Consider the following 19,554-nt stretch of genomic DNA (forward strand, 5'->3'; position numbering starts at 1 on the left):
CGATCTGGCACAACACCAAGACCGGCGCACCCAGCAAGCGATCACTAATCGCTTACGACCACTGACCAGCCCAACGATCGGACTCAATCATCTAGGGCCGGCGCCGATCAGGCGCCGGCCAGTGAGGGTGGCAGGTCCCGCACGACCACCTTGCCGGTGGCGTTGCGCGGCAGCGCGTCGACGAACACGACATCGCGCGGCACCGCGTTGCCCGGCAGGTACCGCGCCACGACGCCGCGCACCTGCGGCGCGGACATCTCCGCCCCCGGCCGTACCACGACGTAGGCGGCGAAGCACTGCCCCTGGTCGGCGTCCGGCACCCCGACCACCGCGGCCTCCCGGATGTCCTGCACCGAGGCCAGCAGGTCCTCCACGTCGCGCGGGAACAGCTGCTCCCCGGCGCACACGATCATGTCGGCGTCGCGGCCGTGCACGAACAGCCGGCCGGAGGAGTCCAGGTGCCCGCGGTCGTTGGTCGCCATGTACCCGGCGCGGTGCTCCTTGGTGCCGCCGCTGGTGTAGCCCTCGAACAGCAGCGTGTTCCAGACGAAGATCCGGCCGGTGACGCCGCGCGGCACCACCTCGCCGCGCTCGTCGAGCACTTTGAGCCGGGAGTCCAGCGGCGGGCGGCCGGCGGTGTTGGGGGCGATGCGCAGGTCCGCGGGCTCGGCGACGGCCGCCCAGGAGACCTCGGTGGAGCCGTAAAAGTTGTACAGGACGTCGCCGAAGACGTCCATGAACGAGGTGACCACCGGCGTCGGGATCGCCGAGCCGGAGGTGGCCACGATCCGCAGGGACGAGGCGTCGTAGGAGTCGCGCAGCGCCGGCGGCAGCTCCAGGATCCGCTGCAACACCACCGGGACGCCGAACACGACCGAGCAGCGCTGCTCGTCGATCGCCTGCAGCGCGGCCTTGGGCTCGAAGCGCCGTTGCAGCACCAGGGTGTTGCGCAGCGCCATGCTGATCTGCAGCCCGGCCAGGCCCCACATGTGGAACAGCGGCGTGGCCACGAGTACCGATTCGCAGGAGCGCAGCGGTATCCGGGAGATCAGACCGGCCGCGGCGGACAGCCCCGGCGGGTTGGCGCGCTGCGCGCCCTTGGGCGCGCCGGTGGTGCCGGAGGTCAGGACGATGATGCGGCCGGGGCGCTTGGGCGGGCGGCGCTTGGCGGCACTGGCGGTGGCGATGACGTCGTCCACGGTGGCGGTGGCGACCCTGCGGTGCGCGGGCGAGTCGAAGGGGCGCCCCGAACCGGGCCCGGTGGCGTCCGGCCAGGCGATGAGGAACGGCACGCCGAGCCGGGCGGCGGCGACGTGGTCGGCGAACTCGGCGTCGGCGATCACCACGCTCGGCTCGTGCGCGCGCAGCACCTCGGCGGTGGCGCGCACGGTCAGGCCGGTGTTGACCAGGACCACGTCCGCGCCGAGTTCGGCGGCGGCCACCACCGCCTCGACGAACCAGGCGTGGTTCCGGCACAGCACGGCCACCCGGGCGCCGGGCGCGGCGCCGAGCTTCTCCAGGCCGTTGGCCAGCCGGACCGCGCGGCGCTGCACTTCGCGGTAGGTCACCGCGCGCCGCTCGTCGATCACCGCGATCCGGTGCGGCGAGCGGGCCTCGGCGGCCCGGTAGCCGCCGGCCACGGTGGCGCCCCAGCGGGCCAGGCTGAGCAACTGGCGGACATTGCGGTCGGGGCGCGCCGGGCGCAGGATCCCCGAGCGCGTCAGGATCCGAAGGACCCGCAGGTGGGTGCCTTTGGGGCCGGTGATCTCACTGGGCTCGGCGCGGTTGGCGGACATGGCGGCGGTGCCCTCCTGTCGGGGTGACGGATGGCTGTGCGTGTGGACGTGCAGTGTTCCGGTTCCGTTCAGGTGTCGCCGGCCCGGGCGGTGGCCGGCAGCGCGGACCCGTGCCGGTGGCGGCTCGGGCCCGCGGATCGTGATGAGGACGGCTCGCCGTTATCCCGGCGGCCGGACTTCATTCACGTCACGCGATCACGGTTCAGTCGGCGAGCAGCCGGTTCACGACCTTGCCGGTGGCGTTGCGCGGCAGTTCGTCCACGAAGTGCACGTCCCGGGGCACCGAGAAGCGCGCCAGGCCCGCCTTCACCAACGCCTTGACCTCCTCCTCGCTCATCGAGGCGCCGGGCAGCAGCGCGATGTAGGCGGCGAAGCGCTGGCCCCACTCGGCGTCGGGGACCCCGACCACCGCGCACTCGCGCACCCCGGGCTGGGCCGCGATGAGCTCCTCGACCTCGCGCGGGAAGACGTTCTCGCCGCCGGAGACGATCATGTCGTCGTCGCGGCCGGAGACGAACAGCAGGCCGTGGGAGTCGACGTAGCCGCGGTCGCCGGTGGCCATGTAGCCGTCGGCGGTCTCCTTGTCGGCGCCGTTGGTGTAGCCCTCGAAGAGCATGTCGTTCCAAACGAAGATGCGCCCGACCGTGCCAGTGGGCACCGGGTCGCCGGTGGCCACGTCGCGGATCACGATCTTGGAGCCCAGCGGCGGGCGGCCGGCCGTGGTCGGGGCCTGGCGCAGGTCCTTGGGGTCGGCGATGGAGGCCCAGGAGACCTCGGTGGAGCCGTAGAAGTTGTAGAGCACCGGCCCGAAGGTGTCCAGGAACCTCGTCACCGCCGCGGCCGGGATCGCCGAGCCGGACAGCGCGACGATCCGCAGCGTCGAGGTGTCGTACTTCTTGATCACGTCCTCGCCGAGGTCCAGCATCCGCTGCACCATCACCGGGACCGCGAACATCGCCGTGGGCCGCTTGGCCGCGATCGCCTTGAGCGTGGCCTCCGGGTCGAACCGGCGCTGCATGATCAGCGTGGCCCGCAGCGGCATGCTGATCTGCAGCGCGGCCAGGCCCCAGGAGTGGAACATCGGGGCCGGGACCAGGATCCGCTCGCCGGCGTGCAGCGGGATCCGGCTCAGGATCGAGGCCGCGGCGCCGATGCCCGGCGGGTTGGGGCGGCGCGCGCCCTTCGGGGCGCCGGTGGTGCCCGAGGTGAGCACGATGATGCGGCCGGGCTTGGCCGGGGGCTTGCGCTGCGTGGCGGGGGCGGCGTCGATGACGTCGTCCAGGCTCAGCGCGATCGCGGCGCCGGGCTCGGGCCAGGCGTTGATCCGCAGCACGCCGTCCGGGCAGTCGGTGAGCACCGTGTCGAACTCCGAGTCCGCGATCACCGCCTTGGGCTGCTGCTCGGTGATGACCTGGATCATCTGGCCGGCGGACAGGCCGGTGTTGAGCAGCACCGCGTCCACGCCGAGCTCGGCGCAGGCGATGAAGCAGGTCACCATGCCGGCGTGGTTGCGGCACAGCAGCGCGACCTTGTCCCCGGGGGCGACGCCGCGCGCCTGCAGGCCGTTGGCCAGGCGGGTGGCCCGGGTGGTGAGCTGCTTGTAGGTCAGCACGACCCGCTCGTCGATCACGGCCTCGGCGTTCGGGGTGCGCTTGGCGGCGGCGCGGAAGCCGCCGGCGATCGTCGCGCCCCAGGAGGCCAGCGCGCGCAGTTGCCCGACGCTGCGGTGCGGGGGGCCGGGACGGATCACGCCGGCCCGTACCAGGGTCGCGGCCACCGCCAGGTGGGAGCCGCCGCCGTCGATGGTCGCGCCTGCCGGGCCGGGCATGGTCGGTACCTGCTTTCGTCCGTGCTTTCGTCCGTGGATGCGGGGTGCCGCGGGTGCTGCTCGCTGAAAGTTACCCTCCGGTAAATTGGAGCCCGCGTCAATACCCGGCCCGTGGTCGGGCGACCTTGAGGCCATACGGGTGAATGTCATGGGATTGAGAATGTACGCAAGCGCGCCACGCGCCTAGAAAGGAGTCATGCGACCGGCTTCCTCCCGTCCTCGAACCCTGCGACACCTCGCGGCCCGTTTCCTGGCCGCCGCCCTGCTCGCCGGGCCTACCGCCCTGATCGCCGCCCCGGCGCACGCGGACGAGGCTCCGGCCTTCTCCTCCGGTATCAACGACTTCGGATGCAGACCGAGCGCCGAGCATCCCCGGCCCCTGGTTCTGCTGCACGGGACCTTCGTCAACCCCGCCGAACAATGGCCGATCGGCGGTCCTTACTTCGCCAACCTCGGCTACTGCGTGTTCGAGCTCGACTACGGCCAGTACGACGGAATCCCGCTCGTGCACGGAATCGCGCCGATCGAACAGTCCGGCCGACAACTGTCGGCGTATGTGGACCGGGTCCTGGCCGCGACCGGCGCGAGCCAGGTGGACATCGTCGGGCACTCCCAGGGCGGCGGGGCGCTGCCGCGGTACTACCTGAAGTTCCTCGGGGGCGCGCCGAAGGTGCACACGCTGGTCGGGATCGCGCCGACCAACCACGGCGGGACCGCGTCGGGGCTGTTCACCGTCGCGCAGCAGATCCCCGGGGCGACGTCCGTGATCGGGACGGCGTGTCCGGCGTGCGTGGAGCAGTTCGTGGAGTCTGCGTTCAACCGGCGGCTCGACACCGGCGGGGACACAGTGCCCGGTGTTCAGTACACGACGATCGTGACGCGGAACGACGAGCTGGTGACGCCGTACACGAACCAGTTCCTGAGCGGCCCGGACGTGCACAACATCGTGGTGCAGGACCTGTGCCCGCTGGACATCTCGGACCACATCCTGGTCGGGACGGTCGACGGAGTCGCGTTCCACGAGGCGGCGAACGCGCTGGACCCGGCGGACGCGACGCCGACGACCTGCGCGGATCTGCTGACCGGTCCGGTGGGGCTCTGATTTAGGGTGCACCGCATGCCTATGGCCGACGTGTGGGTGGTCGCGGGGGCACCCGGCGTCGGGAAGTCGACGGTGGCCGGGCTGCTCGCCGCGCGGTTGGCGCCGGTCCCGGCCGTCCTGGACAAGGACACCATGTACCGCGGCTTCGCCTCGGAGGTGCTGGCGGCGGCCAGGCGCCCTTTCGGCGAGCGCGAGGGCGCCTGGTACGACGAGCACGTGAAGGTCCACGAATACGGCGGGATGACCGCGACCGCGCGGGAGATCCGGTCTGCCGGCTGCCCGGTGATGCTCGTGGCGCCGTTCACCTCGCAGATCCGGGACCCCGCGCGCTGGTCGCAGTGGTACGCCGAGCTCGGCGGCGGAACGGTGCGCCTGGTCTGGGTCCGCTGCGACGTCAACGCGTTGCGGTCCCGGATCTCGGCGCGCGGCCGGGCTGAGGACGCTGCGAAACTCGCGGACTTCGACGCCTGGGCCGCCGCCATCCGCCCCGACACTCCCCCGCCGGTGCCGCATCACGAGCTCGACACCTCCTTCCCCGGCCACGACCGCCTGCTCCCGAAGGTTTCGGCGCTCGCCGAAGTGTTCGCCGCGTAGGGTTCGGTGTATGAGCCTGCTGACCCCCGAAGACCAGTACCGCCGCGCCGAGACCTTGGCCGGTCTGCACGCCGGACCGGACGTGTTCGTGATCGCCAACGCCTGGGACGCCGGGACCGCGAAGATCCTCACCGCCCTGGGCTTCAAGGCCCTGGCCACCACCAGCGCCGGCATCGCGCACAGCCTGGGCCTGGCCGACGGCGCCATCACCCGCGAGGCGAGCCTGGCCAACGCCGCCACCCTGGTCGGCGCCACCGGCCTGCCGGTCGCCGGGGACCTGGAGAACGGCTTCGGCACCACCCCGGAGCAGATCGCCGGGACCATCGGCCTGGCCGCCGAGGCCGGCCTGGTCGGCGGCTCCATCGAGGACGCCGTGGACGACGCGGTCATCCCGCTGCCGCAGGCCCTGGACCGCCTGGCCGCGGCGATCGAGGCGGCCCGCGCACTGCCCTTCCCCTTCGCGGTGACGGCGCGCGCCGAGAACTTCCTCTACGGCCACGACGACCTGAAGGACACCGTCGCGCGCCTGCAGGCCTTCGAGGCCGCCGGCGCCGACGTGCTGTTCGCCCCGGGCCTGACCACCGAGGAGCAGATCCGCACGGTCGTCTCCGAGGTCGGCAAGCCGGTCAACGTCCTGGCCGGCGGCGCGCGCCTGACCGCGACCGTCGAGCAGCTCGGCGAGTGGGGCGTGCGCCGCATCAGCCTCGGCTCGAACCTCGCGCGCGCCGCGATGAGCGCGGCCGTCGGCGCGGCGCGGGAGATCGCCGAGCACGGGACGTTCGAGTTCGGCAAGAGCGGGGTGCTGCCGCACGCCGACATCGAGAAGTACTTCGGCTGAGCCGGGCTGACAGGATGTCGGGCATGCAGACCGACCCGATCGTCATCACCGCCCACGGCCTGACACTCCGGGAGTGGACCGAGGATGACGTGCCCGCGATGCCCGAGCTCTTCGACGATCCCGAGGTGGCGTACCGGACGCCCCTGGAGTCGCCGTTCGACGAAGCCGCCGCGCTGCGCTACCTGCGCGGCGTGCAGACGGCGCGCAAGGAGAACAGGCGTCTGCATCTGGCGATCACCCTCGACGGGCAGAAGGCACTCGGCGAGGTCCTGCTCGGCTTCACCAGCGGCAGCATCGGGTACGCCGTCGGCACGGCCCACCGGGGACAGCGGCTGGCGACCCGCTCCCTGCAAGCCCTGACCGAGTACGCGCACACCAGCCTCGGCCTGCCGGTGGTGCTCCTGGAGATCGAGGCCGACAACGACGCCAGCGCCGCCGTCGCGCGGGCGGCCGGCTTCGAGCCCTGCGACGCCGAACCCGACACGGTCACCGACAAGGGCCGGACCTACGAGCTGTTCAAGTGGGAGCACCGCCGCGGCCCTGAAGCGGCCGTCGCTCCGTAGTGCTGTGACGTAGTGCTGTGACCGACAAGACCCACCGGGTCTGCGGTTGACCTCGCGGCGGGGGTGTGGGGTTCCCCGAGATGATCACGAGGAAGCCGTTCCGCGCGACCAGGGTGCGCAGCGCCGAGCGGACCGCTGCCGCCCGGTCGTCGGCACCCCGGAAGCAGACACCGCCATCACGCGCCGGCCGGGGTGCGCGGGTCGAGCGCGACTCCGGTCTGGCTCTCGGAGACCTCCCAGAGTTTCGCCACCGCCCGGTCCATCCCGATCCTGCGCAGGATCGGCTTGCGGATCGGAGCCCCGTTGCTGACGAACATCGGGCCGTAGAACTCGCCGCCCTTGGCCGTCGGGTCGGTGGCCGCGCGCAGCTGGGACAGCGCTCCCTTGTCCGGGGACATGCCGGTGCGCTGGGCCAGGGCATGGAAGAAGCGCTGCGAGGCGCCGCCGCCGGAGCCCTGCACGCTGACCGCCTGCAGGTCGGTGTCGGACAGGCCCGGGTGCGCGATCAGGCTGGCGGTGCGCGCGCCGGCCCGCTCCAGGTCACGCTGGAGTCCCAGCCCGAAGTGGAAGTTGGCCAGCTTCGCCTGGCCATAAGCGCGCCAGGGCCCGTAGCGGCCGTGCAGGTGCGGGTTGGCGACGTCCACCGGGCGCCCCTGGTGGTGGGCCGTGCTGGTCACGGTCACGACGCGGGAGCCGGGTGTGCGCAGCAGCGCGGGCAGCAGGAGCGCGGTCAGCGTCCAGTGGCCCAGGTGGTCCACGGCGAACTGCATCTCGAAGCCGTCGACGGTGCGCGTCTCGGCGATCGCCATCACGCCCGCGTTGTTGATCAGCAGGTCGAGGCGGTCGTGCGCGTCCAGGATCCGCGCGGCGGCCTCCTTCACGGACGCCTGCGAGGACAGGTCGAGCACGACCGGCTCCAGGGCGGCGTCCGGGACGGCCGCCCGGATCTGCTCGACCGCGGCGGCGGCTTTGGCCTGGTTGCGCATGGCCATCACGACATGGGCGCCCTTCGCCGCCAGGTTCTTGGCGGTCACGAGTCCGAGCCCGCCGTTGGCGCCGGTGACGACGGCCGTGCGGCCGTGCTGGTCGGGGATGTCTGTGGCGGTCCAGCTCATCGCGCACCTCCGACTGAATGTTCATTCAGTCTAGACAGGCCGGCGGGCAACGGGCAGATCGGCGCCCGGGCTCAGGAGGCGCCGCACGCGACCCGCAGGCCGCCGATGTCGGCGTTGAGTCGGCTGATCTGGCCGGGCTGGACAGGCTCGTCGTCCATCAACGGCCCCACGATGCTCACGAAGTCCCCGGACAGGACATTGTCTTGTGACTTCGGCGGGTCGTCGGCGTAGAGCACGATGCCCGACATCGCCTTGTAGCCGTTGTCCGCGGCTATGTAGCGAGCCCCCGGTGTCGTGGCCGCCGCCCAGGCTTTGTCGAAGGTGTTGATGGCGTCGAAGGATTCGTCACAGCCGAGGGGCCGGACCGATGGCACGGAGGACGGCGGGGCGGGCGGCGGCTGCGTCGTCGGCGCCTGCGTCGTCGACGACGGCGACGTCAGCGACGGCGACGGCGACGTGCTGGGCCGCTCGGTCGTGAACGGCGGCGGCGAGTAGGGCGGCGAGTAGGTGGTCGGGCTGACGGGCACCGTCGTCGTGGGCGCCGACGTATGCGGCGCCGGTCCCGCCTGCGAGATGGAGTCATTCGGCGCCAACCACGCGACCAGGGCGAGGACCACCCCGGCGATGCCGGCGACGGCTCCGATCGCCTCCCAGTTCCGCGCCTGACCCATCAAGCCCCCCCGGTTCTAAGATCGCAGGACTCTCACATCAGTATCAGCCACATCACTATCAGCCGCGCTGGATCCGGTCCAGGCCGTCGAGGATGACATCGAGCGCGAACTCGAACTCGGCGTCGTCGTCGCAGGGCCCGAGGGCGCCCGCGTGGGTGACCGCGAGGGCCAGCTCCGCGACGTACGGAAAAGCGGCGGCGAGTTCGGCGGCGATGCCGGCGGCCCCCTCGGGGCCGACGTCCGCGCCCGAGTCGTCGAAAAGGGTCTGGGTGAACCCGAGCAGCCGGCTGCCGAGGATGTGCAAGGCGTGGTGGGCCTGCGCGACGGTGAAGCCCGCCTCACGCAGGACGCGGAGCACCGTGTCGATGTAGCGCAGCCCCGCCGGCCCCGGCGCGGCTCGCGTCGCGATGGGATGCGGCGCCCAGGAGTGGGTCAGGACGACGCCGCGCGCGGCGAGTGCCATCTGACGCAGCGACGCCTTCCAGCCGGCCCCTGCGGTGTCCGTCGGGATCTCGGCGATCACCGCGTCGACCATGCCGTCGAGCAGGTCCTCCTTGTTCCGGACATGGGTGTAGAGCGACATCGCCTCCACGCCCAGCTCCTGGGCGAGCTTGCGCATGCTGATCGACTCGATGCCGTCCCGGTCCGCCAGCGCGATACCGGCGGCCACGACCCGTTGCCTGGTCAGCTGAACGCGACGTTCGGCACCTGACACCATGGCCCTCCTCCTTGCGCCCTTACAGTGTAAGGGCTACCCTTACGGCGTAAGGACGAGAGTGAGCGTACCAGGTCGTCGGATCACGAACAGCGGGAGGACCAGCGCATGACGACCGCACCAGACACCATGAAAGCCGTCGTCCAACACGGATACGGACCGCCCGAACGCGTCCTCCGGCTCGACGAGACCGCCCGGCCCACGCCCGGCGACGACGACGTCCTGATCCGCGTCCGGGCCACGAGCGTCAACACCCCGGACTCGGCCACGGTCGCCGGAGAGCCCTACATCCTCCGCCTACAAGCCGGGGCCCGACGGCCGAAGCAACCGGTCCGGGGCAGCGACGTCGCCGGCACCGTGGAGGCCGTGGGCTCGGCGGTCACCGATCTCCAGCCGGGCGACGAGGTGTTCGGGTCCCTGTGGGGCACCAAGGACTCGAACGCCGGCACCTTCGCGCAGTACACCGTCGCCCCCGGGTCCCAGCTCGCGAAGAAACCGGCCGGGCTCGGCTTCGACGAGGCCGCGGCGTCGGTCATGGCGGGACTGACCGCGCTGCTCGCGATGCGCGACGCGGGCCGGGTACAGCCCGGCGCGCACGTTCTGATCAACGGAGCCTCCGGCGGCGTCGGGACGATGGCGGTCCAGATCGCCAAGTCGCTCGGCGCCGAGGTGACGGGAGTGTGCAGCGCCCGCAACGCCGAGTTGGTCCGGTCGCTCGGCGCGGACCACGTGATCGACTACGCGGAGCAGGACTTCACCAAGAGCCAGACGCGGTACGCCGTCATCCTGGACAACGTGATGAACCACCGGCCGAAGGCCGTCGCCCGGCTGCTGACCCCCGAGGGGGTGTTCATCCCGAACAGCCTCGGGATCAACGGAGGGCTGCTGGCGGCCCTGCCGAGGATGGCGCGCGCCGCGCTGATGGGCAAAGGCTCCACCACGGTCAAGTTCGTCATGCTCGCCGTGAACCGCGAGGACCTGACCGCGCTCGCCGATCTCCTGGAGACCGGCGAGGTCCGAACTGTCATCGAGCGGACCTATCCGTTCGACGAGACCGCCACCGCCGTGGCACACGTGTTGGGACACCACGCCATCGGCAAGGTCGCCATCACCGTGTAGGCCTCGGCATGACCGTCTAGGGCCTCGGCCCGGTGTTCCCAGATGTACGCCTAGAACAGCGTCGGCGTGTCGTAGACCAGCGGCCGCCGACGCTCCACCGTCCGCACCCCGGCCGGACCGGGATCGGAGCCGTCCACATCCGCCACCGGCACCGGCACCGGCACCGTGTGCCGTCCGGCCAGCAGCCGCGTGTCGAGCAGCAGCGGCGCGCCGCCGCCCTCAGCCGCCAGGAACAGGTGCTTGCCGATCACCGACCGCACCTCGCCGGCCAGGCTGCCGCTGTCGTCCAGGGCCTGGACCTCGCGGTAGGTCGCCGGGGCGCCGTCGCCGAGCCCGAAGAAGGCGGTGTTGTCGACCAGCGGACCGTCGGGGAAGGCGTCGAGGCTGTGGTCGGCCAGCATCCGCAGCGCCTTGCTCCGGCCTTCGGTGAGCGCCGAGCGCAGCCCGTCCGTCTCCGGCAGGCCCCACCACGCCTCGACCTTGGCCCGCGAGCGGTACCGCTCCTTGGCCAGGCCGGAAGCCGAGACCGTGAGTTCGGCGCGGCGGGCGGCCGGAAGCGTGCCGGTGGCGATCACCGTGTAGCCGATCGCGCCCTGCTCCAGCAGCCGGGCCACGCCGCGCTGCACGCCGGTGATCCCGACCTTCAGCATGCCGGGCGCGAACCACGCCAGATACAGCTGGTAGGAGCGGCCGTCGTCGGTGATCCGGTCCCGGGCGACGGCCAGGCCGTGGTCGCGGTTCTGGCAGGCCGGGCACTGCGCCAGCGTGGCCGCGCCGTCGATGTCGGCGTCGTCGGCACACGGGGTACGGCCTTTCCCGGGCGCGGTCCAGCCGATGCAGCGGCGGCGCCCGGACCAGGTCAGGGCCAGGCGCGTGCCCGGACTCAGCGCTTTGAGACGCAAGTCGCCGCCCTCGACCGAGGTCAGCGCGGGCTTCTCCTCGAACCAGCTCAGACCGGTACAGAGGCGGTCAGGCGCCGGCGAGGGTGCGGGGACTGAGACAGGGTTCGGATTCGCGGGCACGTCTTCCATTGTGGGCGACGATAGACCACCGCACCGACAGTCGTTCTCGACGGCCCCGCCGACTACTCGTGCGAAGTCTCCGCCCGCGGTACCCGCAGCCCCTCCAGCAGCACATCGGCCATCAGCGCCGGGTTCCCGCCGGCCACGATCGCCTGCCCCATCCCGCACATCAGGGCGTCGAAGTCCTCCAGACCCAGATCGCCGCGCACCACGCCGGCCTCCTGGGCCCGCTTCACCATCGCCAGCTTCCGCTCGTGCAGGTCCTGGCGGTAGTACACGCACTCGTCGAGCTGGTTGTCGGCCAGCACCTGCATCTGGAACGACTCGCGCAGCCCGATGTCCTCGCCCATCACCTGCGCGATGTCCTGGATGAAGCGGCGCAGCGCGCTGGCCGGGTCGCAGTGCTGCATGGTCTGCTCAGCCCGGTTGATCGTCGTCTCCACGCGGTGCTGGACCAGCTCGACGGTCAGCGCCTCCTTGGTCGGGAAGTGCCGGTAGACGGTGCCGACGCCGAGCCCGGCGCGGTGGGCCACCTCGTCCATCTGCAGCGACATGCCGTCGACGCGGAACAGGTCGTCGGCGGCGGCGACGATCGCCTCCCGGTTGCGCCGGGCGTCGGCGCGCAGGGGACGGCTCGTGGGCGGTGTCTGCGACAGGACCATGGTTGAACGGTACACCTCCCCTTAATTAACCGGAAGCTGACCTCCGTTTCCACTTGACAACCGGAGGGACGGTTCCGCTACTGTCTCAGCTGTTAACCGGAACCGTAATTCACCTTCCGTTTTTAGGGGATGTCTCCATGTCAGCAGCTGCAGCGAACGCAGCCACGGCCCCGCTGAGCGGCCGCGCGATCAACCGCGGAGCGGCTCTGGGGCTGCTCGCGGTCACGCAGTTCGTCTTGATCCTGGACGCCGGCATCGTCGGCGTCGCGCTGCCGTCCCTGGTCAAGGGTCTCGGCTTCGCACAGGCCGACTTGTCCTGGGTCACCAACGCCTACACCCTGATGTTCGGCGGGTTCCTGCTCCTGGGCGGGCGGCTGGCCGACTACCTGGGCCGCCGCCGGATGTTCATGGGCGGCCTGATCCTGTTCTCGGTGGCCTCGCTGGCCGGCTCGGTGTCCCCGGACCCCGGCTTCCTGATCGGCGCCCGCGCCGTCCAGGGCTTCGCCGCCGCGGTGGTCTCCCCCGCCGCGCTGTCCCTGCTGCTGATCTCCTTCCCGGACAACACCGACGAGGAGAAGGCCGAGCGCAACAAGGCGCTGGGCGTGTGGGGCGCGGTGGCCGGGGCCGGCGGCGCCGTCGGCCTGATCCTGGGCGGCATGCTCACCGACTGGTTCGGCTGGCAGGCCTGCTTCTGGGTCAACGTCCCGATCGGTGTGATCGCCGCGCTGCTCGCGCCGCGCATCCTGCCGGTGGGCTCGCCCAGCGGGCAGCGCTCCGGGTTCGACCTGGCCGGCGCGTTCACCGTCACCGCGGGCCTGGCCGGGATCGTGTTCGTGCTCGTCAACGCCCAGAAGGTGGGCTGGACCTCGCCGGAGACGCTGGGCCTGGGCGCGGTCGGCGTGCTCCTGCTGGTCGCCTTCGTGGTCATCGAGCAGCGGACCAAGCAGCCGCTGGTGCCGCTGTCGATCTTCCGGCGGCCGGTGCTGCGCGGGGCCAACGTGGCCTCGATGCTGCAGGTCATGGGCCTGATGCCGGCGTTCTTCTTCATGACCCTGTACACCCAGCAGGTCCTGGGCTACTCGCCGCTGAAGTCGGGCCTGTCGCTGGTGCCGATCGCGGTGGCGATCATGGTGGCCGCCACGGCCGCCGGACAGCTGGTGGCCAAGGTCGGGATCAAGGCCACCACGGTGGCGGGCATGGTCGTGATGGCCGCCGGCCTGCTGTGGGTCAGCGGGATGCCGGCGAACGGCAGCTACGTCACCGACCTGCTGCTGCCGCAGATCGTGATCGGCCTGGGCGGCGGCATGGCCTGGGTGGCCCTGACCGTGGCCGGCACCGCCGGCGCCTCCGAGGAGGAGTCGGGCCTGGCCTCGGGCCTGCTGAACACCGCCCAGCAGGTCGGCGGCGCGCTCGGCCTGGCGATCCTGGCCGCGGTGGCCTCGGCCCGCACCTCGCACCTGTTCGGCACCGGCGACAACCCGGCGCAGGCGCTGTCCGGCGGCTTCGGCACGGCGCTGCTGGTCGGCGCGGGCCTGGGCGTGCTGGCCGCGCTCGCGACGCTGTTCCTGCTGCCCGGCAAGAACGCGATGCCGGCGGTCGACGAGCACGCGATCGAGCTCGCCGAGGAGACCGACCACGTCGCCATCCTGCCGGTGCACGCCGACGCGTGAACCTGGGGCGGTAGCCCGCGGCACGCACGCCGAAGCCCGGCGTCAGGGAGGACCTGGCGCCGGGCTTCGGCGTGTGCTCAGGACAGGCAGCGCCGGGCCACTGCGGGTAGCGTCGCAGCATGTTCGAAAACACGAAGGCCTTCAGCGGCTTCTCCGTGAACGACATCCCCGCCGCCAAGAAGTTCTACGGCGAGACTCTGGGCATCCCGGTCACCGAGGCCGGCGGCATGCTCCGCCTGCACGTCGGCGGCGACACCGAGATCATGATCTATCCCAAGGGCGCGGCCCACACGCCGGCCAGCTTCACCATCCTGAACTTCCCCGTCGACGATATCGAGGCCGCGGTGAAGAGCCTGGGCGACCGCGGCGTGGAGTTCGAGCGGCTGCCCGGCGTCGACGAGGACGGGATCAGCCGGCTCGGCGGCCCGTTGATCGCCTGGTTCAAGGACCCGGCAGGGAACTGGCTGGCGGTGCTCCAAGAGTAAGGACACGACGATGTCCGGTCACATCGGCGGCACATACCCCAACTTCTCGGGACGGGTCGTCACCGAGGCCGACCCCGACCCCGACTACGACAGCGTCCGCATGGTCTGGAACGGGGCGATCGACCACCGGCCCGCCGCCGTCGCGCAGTGTCAGAACGCGCAGGACGTGGCCGCGGCGCTGATCGCGGCCCGCATCCGCGGCCTGGACGTCTCGGTGCGCGGCGGCGGACACAACTTCGCCGGCAACGCCGTCTGGCCCGACGCGCTGACCGTCGATCTGCGGGCGATGTCCGCGGTGCGGGTCGACCCCGTCACACGAACGGCGTACTGCCAGGGCGGCGCCCTGCTGTCCGACCTGGACACCGCCACCCAGAACCTCGGCCTGGCGGTGCCGGCCGGGACGGTCAGCCACACCGGCGTCGGCGGGCTGACCCTCGGCGGCGGATTCGGTTGGCTGACCCGGGAGCACGGTCTGAGCATCGACAACCTGCGCTCGGCCGAGGTCGTGCTGGCCGACGGCCGGATCGTCGAGGCCTGCGCGGACTCCCATCCGGACCTGTACTGGGCGATCCGGGGCGGCGGCGGGAACTTCGGCGTGGTCACCGAGTTCCGGTTCGACCTGCACCCGGTCGGGCCGATCGTGCAGGTGGGGCTGCTGTTCTGGCCGCTCTCGCAGGGGACCGAGGCGCTGCGCACGATGCGCGAAACGCTGGAGAGCCTGCCGGCGGGCTTCGCGGCGATGCTGGGGATCGGGATGAACGCACCGCCGGCGCCGTTCGTCCCCGAGCGGTTCCACCTGGCGCCCGGACACGCGCTGATCATCGTCGGCTTCGGGGCCCCGGACGTCCACGAGAAGGTCGTCGCCGGGGTCCGGGAACAGCTGCCGCCGTTGTTCGACCTGGTCACGCCGATGCCCTACACCGCGTTGCAATCGCTGCTCGACGACGCCGCGCCGCCCGGGATCCTCGCCTATGAACGGGCGCTGTACCTCGACGCACTTACCGACGACGCGATCGAGGTGATGAAGGAGTTCTCCGGAAGGAAGAGCTCTCCCATGTCCTTCGCCCCGGTCTTCACTCTCGACGGCGCCTATACAGCGGTCGACGATGACGCCACCGCCTTCAGCGGGCTGCGGCGTCCCACCTATGCGGTGAACTTCGCCTGTATCGCGCCGGCGCCGGAGCTGCTGGCCGCGGACATCGAGTGGGTCAAGGAGTACTGGCAGGCGCTGCTTCCGTTCTCCCGGGGCGCCGGCAGTTACGTGAACTTCATGGTCGAGCCGGACCAGGAGCGGGTCGTCGCCGCGTACGGAGCCGACAAGTACCGGCGGCTGGCGGCGATCAAGAGGGAGTACGACCCGGAGAACCTGTTCCGGCACAACGCCAACATCAAGCCGGCAGCCTGATCGTCATATAGGTATATAGGTCGACCCACGCTTCCGGCACGCGGACGGCCCCCCGAGGCCCTCCGCGCGCCGTCGCGCTTATCAATGATCGACTACTTGCCGCCCGGAATCGCGAACCACCCCGCCACGGACGCGGCGAACATCATGTCCCCGCCGACCTTCAGCTTGCCCTTCAAGAACAGTTCGACGCCGCCGGCACCGCCGGTGACCAGGCGCAGGAACGGCACGCCGTCCGCGGTGATGGTGGCGCGCGGGTGCTCGGTGAGCTCCTTGGACGTCGTGCACACGCCGTCCTTGATGGACGCCTGGTAGGTGTCCTTCGCGCCGTCCGGGCCGCCGGTGATGACGAAGTGCACCGCGACGGTCTGGCCCTTGGCCTTGTCGGCGCGGAAGTGGTCGCCCATGCGGCGGAAGATCTCGTCGAGCACCTGGCCGCGCAGCGCGCCGTCGGACAGCACCTCGCGCAGCTCGGCGTCGGAGAGCTGGCCGACCATGCCGGCCAGCTGGTTCGGATCGGCGCCGGCCAGTTCGACGGGCAGGCCGGAGGGCTGGGTGTCGGTAGAGGCATGGGCATCGGTCATGGCGGGTGGGTTCCCCTCTGGATCGTTACATCATTCTACGGTACGTTCAGTTGCGTCACAGTGTTCTCCGGCAGCGCGGCGTCCGCAAGGGGGCAACGGCAATGAGCTTCAACCTGGAGGCGCTCGGCGTCTGGACCGAGCCGAAGCACTTCACCGTCGGGCAGGAGCGGGTCGCCGCCTATGCCGCGGCGACCAACGACCCGATCCCCGAGCACCGCTCCGGCGAGCTGGCCCCGCCGGTGTTCGCGGTGGTCCCGGCCTTCGAGTCCAGCGCCGAGGCGGTCCTGGCGGTGGCCCCGCCGGAACTGCTGATGATGCTGGTCCACGGCGAGCAGGACTTCTTCTACCACCGGCCGATCACCCCGGGCCTGGAGCTGGTGACCCGCTCGGCGCCGCTGGGCGTGCGCCAGACCTCGGCCGGCGTCGTGGTCGCGGTGAAGTCCGAGACCCGCACCGCCGCCGGCGACCTGGTCAACGAGCAGTGGATGTCCACCTTCTTCCGCGGGGCGCAGGGCGAAGCCGGCGGCGGCGAGCACGCCCCGGGCCACACCCTGGCCGAGGAGATCCGCGCCGCCGAACCCGCCGGCGAGGCCAAGCAACACGTCGACGCCGACCAGACGGCGCGCTACGCCGAACCGTCCGGCGACCACAACCCGATCCACCTGGACCCGGACTTCGCCCAGGCCGTGGGCCTGCCCGGCATCATCAACCACGGCCTGTGCACGATGGCGTTCGCCTCGCACGCGGTCCTCGGCGTCACCGAAAACGACCCTCGCAACCTGGAGCGGCTGGCTGTACGTTTCGCCAAGCCGGTCCTGCCGGGGCAGGACATCAGCACCCGGGTATGGACGGCCGGCGGGCCCGGCGGCTTCGCCTTCGAGACGTCCTCGGACAGCGACGTGGTCGTGATCAAGGACGGCCTCGCGGTGTTCCGCCAGTCGTAGTCGCACCCATCACCATCATTACCACCCTCACCAAAGCCAAGGAGCGTACATGGGAGTCCTGGACGGCAAGGTCGCGATCGTCACCGGATCGGCGCGCGGCATCGGCCGGGCCACCGCCGACCTGCTGGCCTCGCAGGGCGCCGGCGTCCTGATCAACGACCTCGACGGCGACGCGGCCGCCGAGACCGCGGCCGAGATCGCCAAGGCCCACGGCACCGACACCGCGGTCTTCGCCGGCGACCTGACCGCCGAAGGCGTCCCGGAAGCCCTGGTGGCCAAGGCCGCGGACAGCTTCGGCAAGATCGACATCCTGGTCAACAACGCCGGCTACACCCTCGACAAGCCGATCCACCTGATGACCGACGACTGGTTCCAGCGCATGCTGGACATCCACACCGTCGTCCCCTTCCGCACCATCCGAGCAGCGGCCCCCTACTTCCGCGACCCCGCGAAGAAGGAACGCGAGCAGGGCATCGAGGTCTTCCGCAAGATCGTGAACATCAGCTCGGTATCCGGCACCATGGGCAACGCCGGCCAGGCGAACTACAGCTCCGGCAAATCAGCGGTCGTCGGCCTGACCAAGACCCTGGCCAAGGAATGGGGCCAGTTCAAGGTCAACGTCAACGCGGTGGCCTTCGGCCACATCGAGACCCGCCTCACCGCCGCCAAGAGCGACGACAACACAATGGAGATCGGCGGCGAGACCGTCCAGCTGGGCATCCCCGAGGCCATGGTCGGCGCGACCAGCTTCCTGATCCCGCTGGGGCGTCCGGGGACCCCGGAGGAGGCGGCGGGCGGGGTGTTCTACCTGTGCTCGCCGTGGTCGAACTACGTTTCGGGGCAGGTGCTGAACGTCACCGGTGGGCAGTGGATCGGGATGATGTCGTGAGGGGCTGCTGAGGTTTCGGGTTGGGGCCGCCTTCGGGCGGCCCTTTTCGCCATTCGTGCCGCGGTGGTCGCCCTCCCGTCCGTCAGTATTCAGCGAAGCAGCCCGACGACGGCTCGGTGAGCACGGCCGCGGTCTCCAGCAGGGTCCTGCGTCGCCGGCCTGGTCGTCCCGCGCATCGTCGCACACGGTGGGGATCTTGGGACGGCGCTGTGCCGGACCCATCCGGCCCAATGATCGTTAGTGGGCAACCCTGCGGACCCATAACGTCATGGAGTCCAAAGCGTCTCAACAGCCGAAATCCCCCAAGGGCAAGGAGATGGTAAGCAATGCCCTCACGCTGTGCTCGCACTCTGATGACCACCAGTGCCGGCGTCCTAGCCGGCGGCACGGCGATGGTGGCCACCGCGCTGCCCGTGCAGGCTTCGTCCTCGTCCGCCGCGCACATCGTCGTCCGGCCCGGCGAGTCGATCCAGCACGCCGTCGACGGAGCACACGCCGGCGATACGATCAGGCTGCTGCCCGGCGTCTACCGGGGCGGCATCCTGGTCCGCGTATCGGGCCTGACCATCCGGGGCGCCGGTGCGGCGACCGTGATCGCTCCGGCCGCCACGTCGGCTACCGCCACCGGATCCGCTCAAGGAGCCGGCGTCGCCGAGCCCGTCGGCGCCGACTGCTCGGCTCCCGGCAACGGCATCTGTGTGCTCGGGACGGCCGGCCACCCGGTGACCGACGTGCGCATCGAGTCGCTGACCGTCTCGGACTTCCCCCAAAACGGCGTCTCGGGCTCCGGGACCGATCGGATGACGGTTCGCGACGTCATGGTCAACGGCAACGGCGACGAGGGCATCAGCCAGGAGAAGTCAACGCGCGGCCGGCTGGTCGGCAACCGCGCCGTCGGCAACGGCCAGGCCGGGATCTTCGTGACGAACATGGCCAACGGCAAGGGCGGCGCGCTCGACACCGAGGGCACCGTGATCGCCGGCAACCGGATGAGCGGGAACCGGTTCGGCGCCGACCTGCGCCGGGCCCGGAACCTTCTCTTCGAGGACAACACCGTCACCGAGAACTGCTCGGGGATCTTCGTCGTCGGCGACGACGGCGTCCCGCGCGGCGGCGACCTGACCGTCCGCGACAACCGGGTGAGCAGGAACAACGAGTACTGCCCCCCGAACGGCCGGCTGCCGTACCTGCAGGGCATCGGCATCGTCCTCACCGGCGTGGAGAAGACGGTCCTGACCGGCAACCTCATCGAGGGCAACGTCGGCGCCGCCCCCATGTCCGGCGGCGTAGTGCTCTTCCGCAGCTACAAAGGCGGCCCCGACACCGACAACACCGTCACCGGCAACACGATCACCGGCAACAAGCCCGCCAACATCGCGGACCGGGACGGCGGGCCCGGGAACACCTTCAGCGACAATTCCACCGCCCAGGATCGCCGGCACGGCGCCGGCCGCGACCACCAGCAGGCGCCACGGCGCCGTCCGGCCCGCCACGTCCCCCACCCTTCGCCCGCCGACGCCGCATGCCGCGGTCGGTGACGGACTCAAGCGGCGCT

General features: G+C 71.1%; 19 protein-coding genes. 11 read left to right on the plus strand and 8 right to left on the minus strand.

Annotated features, from left to right (window positions below):
* Window positions 1–107: 107 nt before the first annotated feature.
* Both ABH926_RS45955 and ABH926_RS45960 read right to left on the minus strand, forming a co-directional pair.
* Complete coding sequence (locus ABH926_RS45955) at window positions 108–1,796, minus strand: AMP-binding protein (RefSeq protein WP_370373426.1); 1,689 nt, start codon at window positions 1,794–1,796, stop codon at window positions 108–110.
* A 202-nt stretch (window positions 1,797–1,998) separates the two neighbouring features.
* Window positions 1,999–3,624 carry an AMP-binding protein gene (locus ABH926_RS45960; RefSeq protein ID WP_370373428.1) on the minus strand — a complete coding sequence of 542 codons (1,626 nt, stop codon included), beginning with the start codon at window positions 3,622–3,624 and terminating at the stop codon, window positions 1,999–2,001.
* A 196-nt stretch (window positions 3,625–3,820) separates the two neighbouring features.
* Here ABH926_RS45960 and ABH926_RS45965 point away from each other — a divergent pair, with 196 nt between their 5' ends.
* From ABH926_RS45965 to ABH926_RS45980, 4 genes are read left to right on the plus strand one after another with little or no spacing between them, the layout of a single operon-like run.
* On the plus strand, window positions 3,821–4,726 hold the full coding sequence (locus ABH926_RS45965) for an esterase/lipase family protein (RefSeq protein WP_370373430.1): 906 nt from the start codon (window positions 3,821–3,823) through the stop codon (window positions 4,724–4,726).
* A 15-nt stretch (window positions 4,727–4,741) separates the two neighbouring features.
* Window positions 4,742–5,320 carry an AAA family ATPase gene (locus tag ABH926_RS45970; RefSeq protein ID WP_370373431.1) on the plus strand — a complete coding sequence of 193 codons (579 nt, stop codon included), beginning with the start codon at window positions 4,742–4,744 and terminating at the stop codon, window positions 5,318–5,320.
* A 10-nt stretch (window positions 5,321–5,330) separates the two neighbouring features.
* A complete protein-coding gene (locus ABH926_RS45975) occupies window positions 5,331–6,158 on the plus strand; it encodes an isocitrate lyase/phosphoenolpyruvate mutase family protein (protein ID WP_370373433.1) in 828 nt (275 codons plus the stop codon).
* 23 nt (window positions 6,159–6,181) lie between these two features.
* A complete protein-coding gene (locus ABH926_RS45980) occupies window positions 6,182–6,721 on the plus strand; it encodes a GNAT family N-acetyltransferase (protein WP_370373434.1) in 540 nt (179 codons plus the stop codon).
* Window positions 6,722–6,897: 176 nt separating this feature from the next.
* On the opposite strand, the gene ABH926_RS45985 is transcribed toward ABH926_RS45980, so the two are convergent.
* From ABH926_RS45985 to ABH926_RS45995, 3 genes are all read right to left on the minus strand, one after another.
* Entirely contained in the window at window positions 6,898–7,836 is a 939-nt protein-coding gene (locus tag ABH926_RS45985; RefSeq protein ID WP_370373435.1) for an oxidoreductase, read from the minus strand.
* A 71-nt stretch (window positions 7,837–7,907) separates the two neighbouring features.
* Complete coding sequence (locus tag ABH926_RS45990) at window positions 7,908–8,507, minus strand: hypothetical protein (protein WP_370373437.1); 600 nt, start codon at window positions 8,505–8,507, stop codon at window positions 7,908–7,910.
* Between the two features lie 58 nt (window positions 8,508–8,565).
* Window positions 8,566–9,225 (minus strand): TetR/AcrR family transcriptional regulator C-terminal domain-containing protein, encoded by a 660-nt coding sequence (locus ABH926_RS45995; RefSeq protein WP_370373439.1) that lies wholly within the window; start codon window positions 9,223–9,225, stop codon window positions 8,566–8,568.
* 126 nt (window positions 9,226–9,351) lie between these two features.
* Here ABH926_RS45995 and ABH926_RS46000 point away from each other — a divergent pair, with 126 nt between their 5' ends.
* Window positions 9,352–10,341, plus strand: coding sequence for an NAD(P)-dependent alcohol dehydrogenase (locus ABH926_RS46000; protein ID WP_370373616.1), 990 nt, complete (start codon window positions 9,352–9,354; stop codon window positions 10,339–10,341).
* Window positions 10,342–10,391: 50 nt separating this feature from the next.
* Here ABH926_RS46000 and ABH926_RS46005 read toward each other — a convergent pair whose 3' ends face one another.
* Window positions 10,392–11,363: a DUF2797 domain-containing protein gene (locus tag ABH926_RS46005; protein ID WP_370373441.1), complete on the minus strand. Its 972-nt coding sequence runs from the start codon at window positions 11,361–11,363 to the stop codon at window positions 10,392–10,394.
* A gap of 62 nt (window positions 11,364–11,425) precedes the next feature.
* Window positions 11,426–12,025: a TetR/AcrR family transcriptional regulator gene (locus tag ABH926_RS46010; RefSeq protein ID WP_370373442.1), complete on the minus strand. Its 600-nt coding sequence runs from the start codon at window positions 12,023–12,025 to the stop codon at window positions 11,426–11,428.
* Between the two features lie 137 nt (window positions 12,026–12,162).
* Here ABH926_RS46010 and ABH926_RS46015 point away from each other — a divergent pair, with 137 nt between their 5' ends.
* From ABH926_RS46015 to ABH926_RS46025, 3 genes are all read left to right on the plus strand, one after another.
* Window positions 12,163–13,695: an MFS transporter gene (locus ABH926_RS46015; protein WP_370373444.1), complete on the plus strand. Its 1,533-nt coding sequence runs from the start codon at window positions 12,163–12,165 to the stop codon at window positions 13,693–13,695.
* Between the two features lie 119 nt (window positions 13,696–13,814).
* Entirely contained in the window at window positions 13,815–14,180 is a 366-nt protein-coding gene (locus tag ABH926_RS46020; RefSeq protein ID WP_370373445.1) for a VOC family protein, read from the plus strand.
* A gap of 10 nt (window positions 14,181–14,190) precedes the next feature.
* Window positions 14,191–15,585 (plus strand): FAD-binding oxidoreductase, encoded by a 1,395-nt coding sequence (locus tag ABH926_RS46025; protein ID WP_370373447.1) that lies wholly within the window; start codon window positions 14,191–14,193, stop codon window positions 15,583–15,585.
* 92 nt (window positions 15,586–15,677) lie between these two features.
* Here ABH926_RS46025 and ABH926_RS46030 read toward each other — a convergent pair whose 3' ends face one another.
* Window positions 15,678–16,166: an SCP2 sterol-binding domain-containing protein gene (locus tag ABH926_RS46030; RefSeq protein ID WP_370373450.1), complete on the minus strand. Its 489-nt coding sequence runs from the start codon at window positions 16,164–16,166 to the stop codon at window positions 15,678–15,680.
* Between the two features lie 101 nt (window positions 16,167–16,267).
* Between ABH926_RS46030 and ABH926_RS46035 the strand changes: the two genes are divergently transcribed.
* The 3 genes from ABH926_RS46035 (at window position 16,268) to ABH926_RS46045 (ending at window position 19,537) form a co-directional block, all read left to right on the plus strand.
* A complete protein-coding gene (locus ABH926_RS46035; RefSeq protein ID WP_370373452.1) occupies window positions 16,268–17,110 on the plus strand; it encodes a MaoC/PaaZ C-terminal domain-containing protein in 843 nt (280 codons plus the stop codon).
* Between the two features lie 49 nt (window positions 17,111–17,159).
* On the plus strand, window positions 17,160–17,999 hold the full coding sequence (locus ABH926_RS46040; protein ID WP_370373453.1) for an SDR family NAD(P)-dependent oxidoreductase: 840 nt from the start codon (window positions 17,160–17,162) through the stop codon (window positions 17,997–17,999).
* A gap of 353 nt (window positions 18,000–18,352) precedes the next feature.
* The gene (locus ABH926_RS46045) at window positions 18,353–19,537 is read left to right on the plus strand and encodes a nitrous oxide reductase family maturation protein NosD (protein ID WP_370373455.1); all 1,185 of its coding nucleotides are present in this window, start codon (window positions 18,353–18,355) and stop codon (window positions 19,535–19,537) included.
* The last annotated feature ends 17 nt before the right edge of the window (window positions 19,538–19,554 follow it).

It is taken from the genome of Catenulispora sp. GP43, from assembly GCF_041260665.1.
Classification (GTDB): Bacteria; Actinomycetota; Actinomycetes; order Streptomycetales; family Catenulisporaceae; genus Catenulispora.

Bases quoted from the DNA above. Each gene is read 5' to 3' on its own strand.
- ABH926_RS45955 (WP_370373426.1), bottom strand. From the start codon at position 1,796: ATGTCCGCCAACCGCGCCGAGCCCAGTGAGATCACCGGCCCCAAAGGC.
- ABH926_RS45960 (WP_370373428.1), bottom strand. From the start codon at position 3,624: ATGCCCGGCCCGGCAGGCGCGACCATCGACGGCGGCGGCTCCCACCTG.
- ABH926_RS45965 (WP_370373430.1), top strand. From the start codon at position 3,821: ATGCGACCGGCTTCCTCCCGTCCTCGAACCCTGCGACACCTCGCGGCC.
- ABH926_RS45970 (WP_370373431.1), top strand. From the start codon at position 4,742: ATGCCTATGGCCGACGTGTGGGTGGTCGCGGGGGCACCCGGCGTCGGG.
- ABH926_RS45975 (WP_370373433.1), top strand. From the start codon at position 5,331: ATGAGCCTGCTGACCCCCGAAGACCAGTACCGCCGCGCCGAGACCTTG.
- ABH926_RS45980 (WP_370373434.1), top strand. From the start codon at position 6,182: ATGCAGACCGACCCGATCGTCATCACCGCCCACGGCCTGACACTCCGG.
- ABH926_RS45985 (WP_370373435.1), bottom strand. From the start codon at position 7,836: ATGAGCTGGACCGCCACAGACATCCCCGACCAGCACGGCCGCACGGCC.
- ABH926_RS45990 (WP_370373437.1), bottom strand. From the start codon at position 8,507: ATGGGTCAGGCGCGGAACTGGGAGGCGATCGGAGCCGTCGCCGGCATC.
- ABH926_RS45995 (WP_370373439.1), bottom strand. From the start codon at position 9,225: ATGGTGTCAGGTGCCGAACGTCGCGTTCAGCTGACCAGGCAACGGGTC.
- ABH926_RS46000 (WP_370373616.1), top strand. From the start codon at position 9,352: ATGAAAGCCGTCGTCCAACACGGATACGGACCGCCCGAACGCGTCCTC.
- ABH926_RS46010 (WP_370373442.1), bottom strand. From the start codon at position 12,025: ATGGTCCTGTCGCAGACACCGCCCACGAGCCGTCCCCTGCGCGCCGAC.
- ABH926_RS46015 (WP_370373444.1), top strand. From the start codon at position 12,163: ATGTCAGCAGCTGCAGCGAACGCAGCCACGGCCCCGCTGAGCGGCCGC.
- ABH926_RS46020 (WP_370373445.1), top strand. From the start codon at position 13,815: ATGTTCGAAAACACGAAGGCCTTCAGCGGCTTCTCCGTGAACGACATC.
- ABH926_RS46025 (WP_370373447.1), top strand. From the start codon at position 14,191: ATGTCCGGTCACATCGGCGGCACATACCCCAACTTCTCGGGACGGGTC.
- ABH926_RS46030 (WP_370373450.1), bottom strand. From the start codon at position 16,166: ATGACCGATGCCCATGCCTCTACCGACACCCAGCCCTCCGGCCTGCCC.
- ABH926_RS46035 (WP_370373452.1), top strand. From the start codon at position 16,268: ATGAGCTTCAACCTGGAGGCGCTCGGCGTCTGGACCGAGCCGAAGCAC.
- ABH926_RS46040 (WP_370373453.1), top strand. From the start codon at position 17,160: ATGGGAGTCCTGGACGGCAAGGTCGCGATCGTCACCGGATCGGCGCGC.
- ABH926_RS46045 (WP_370373455.1), top strand. From the start codon at position 18,353: ATGACCACCAGTGCCGGCGTCCTAGCCGGCGGCACGGCGATGGTGGCC.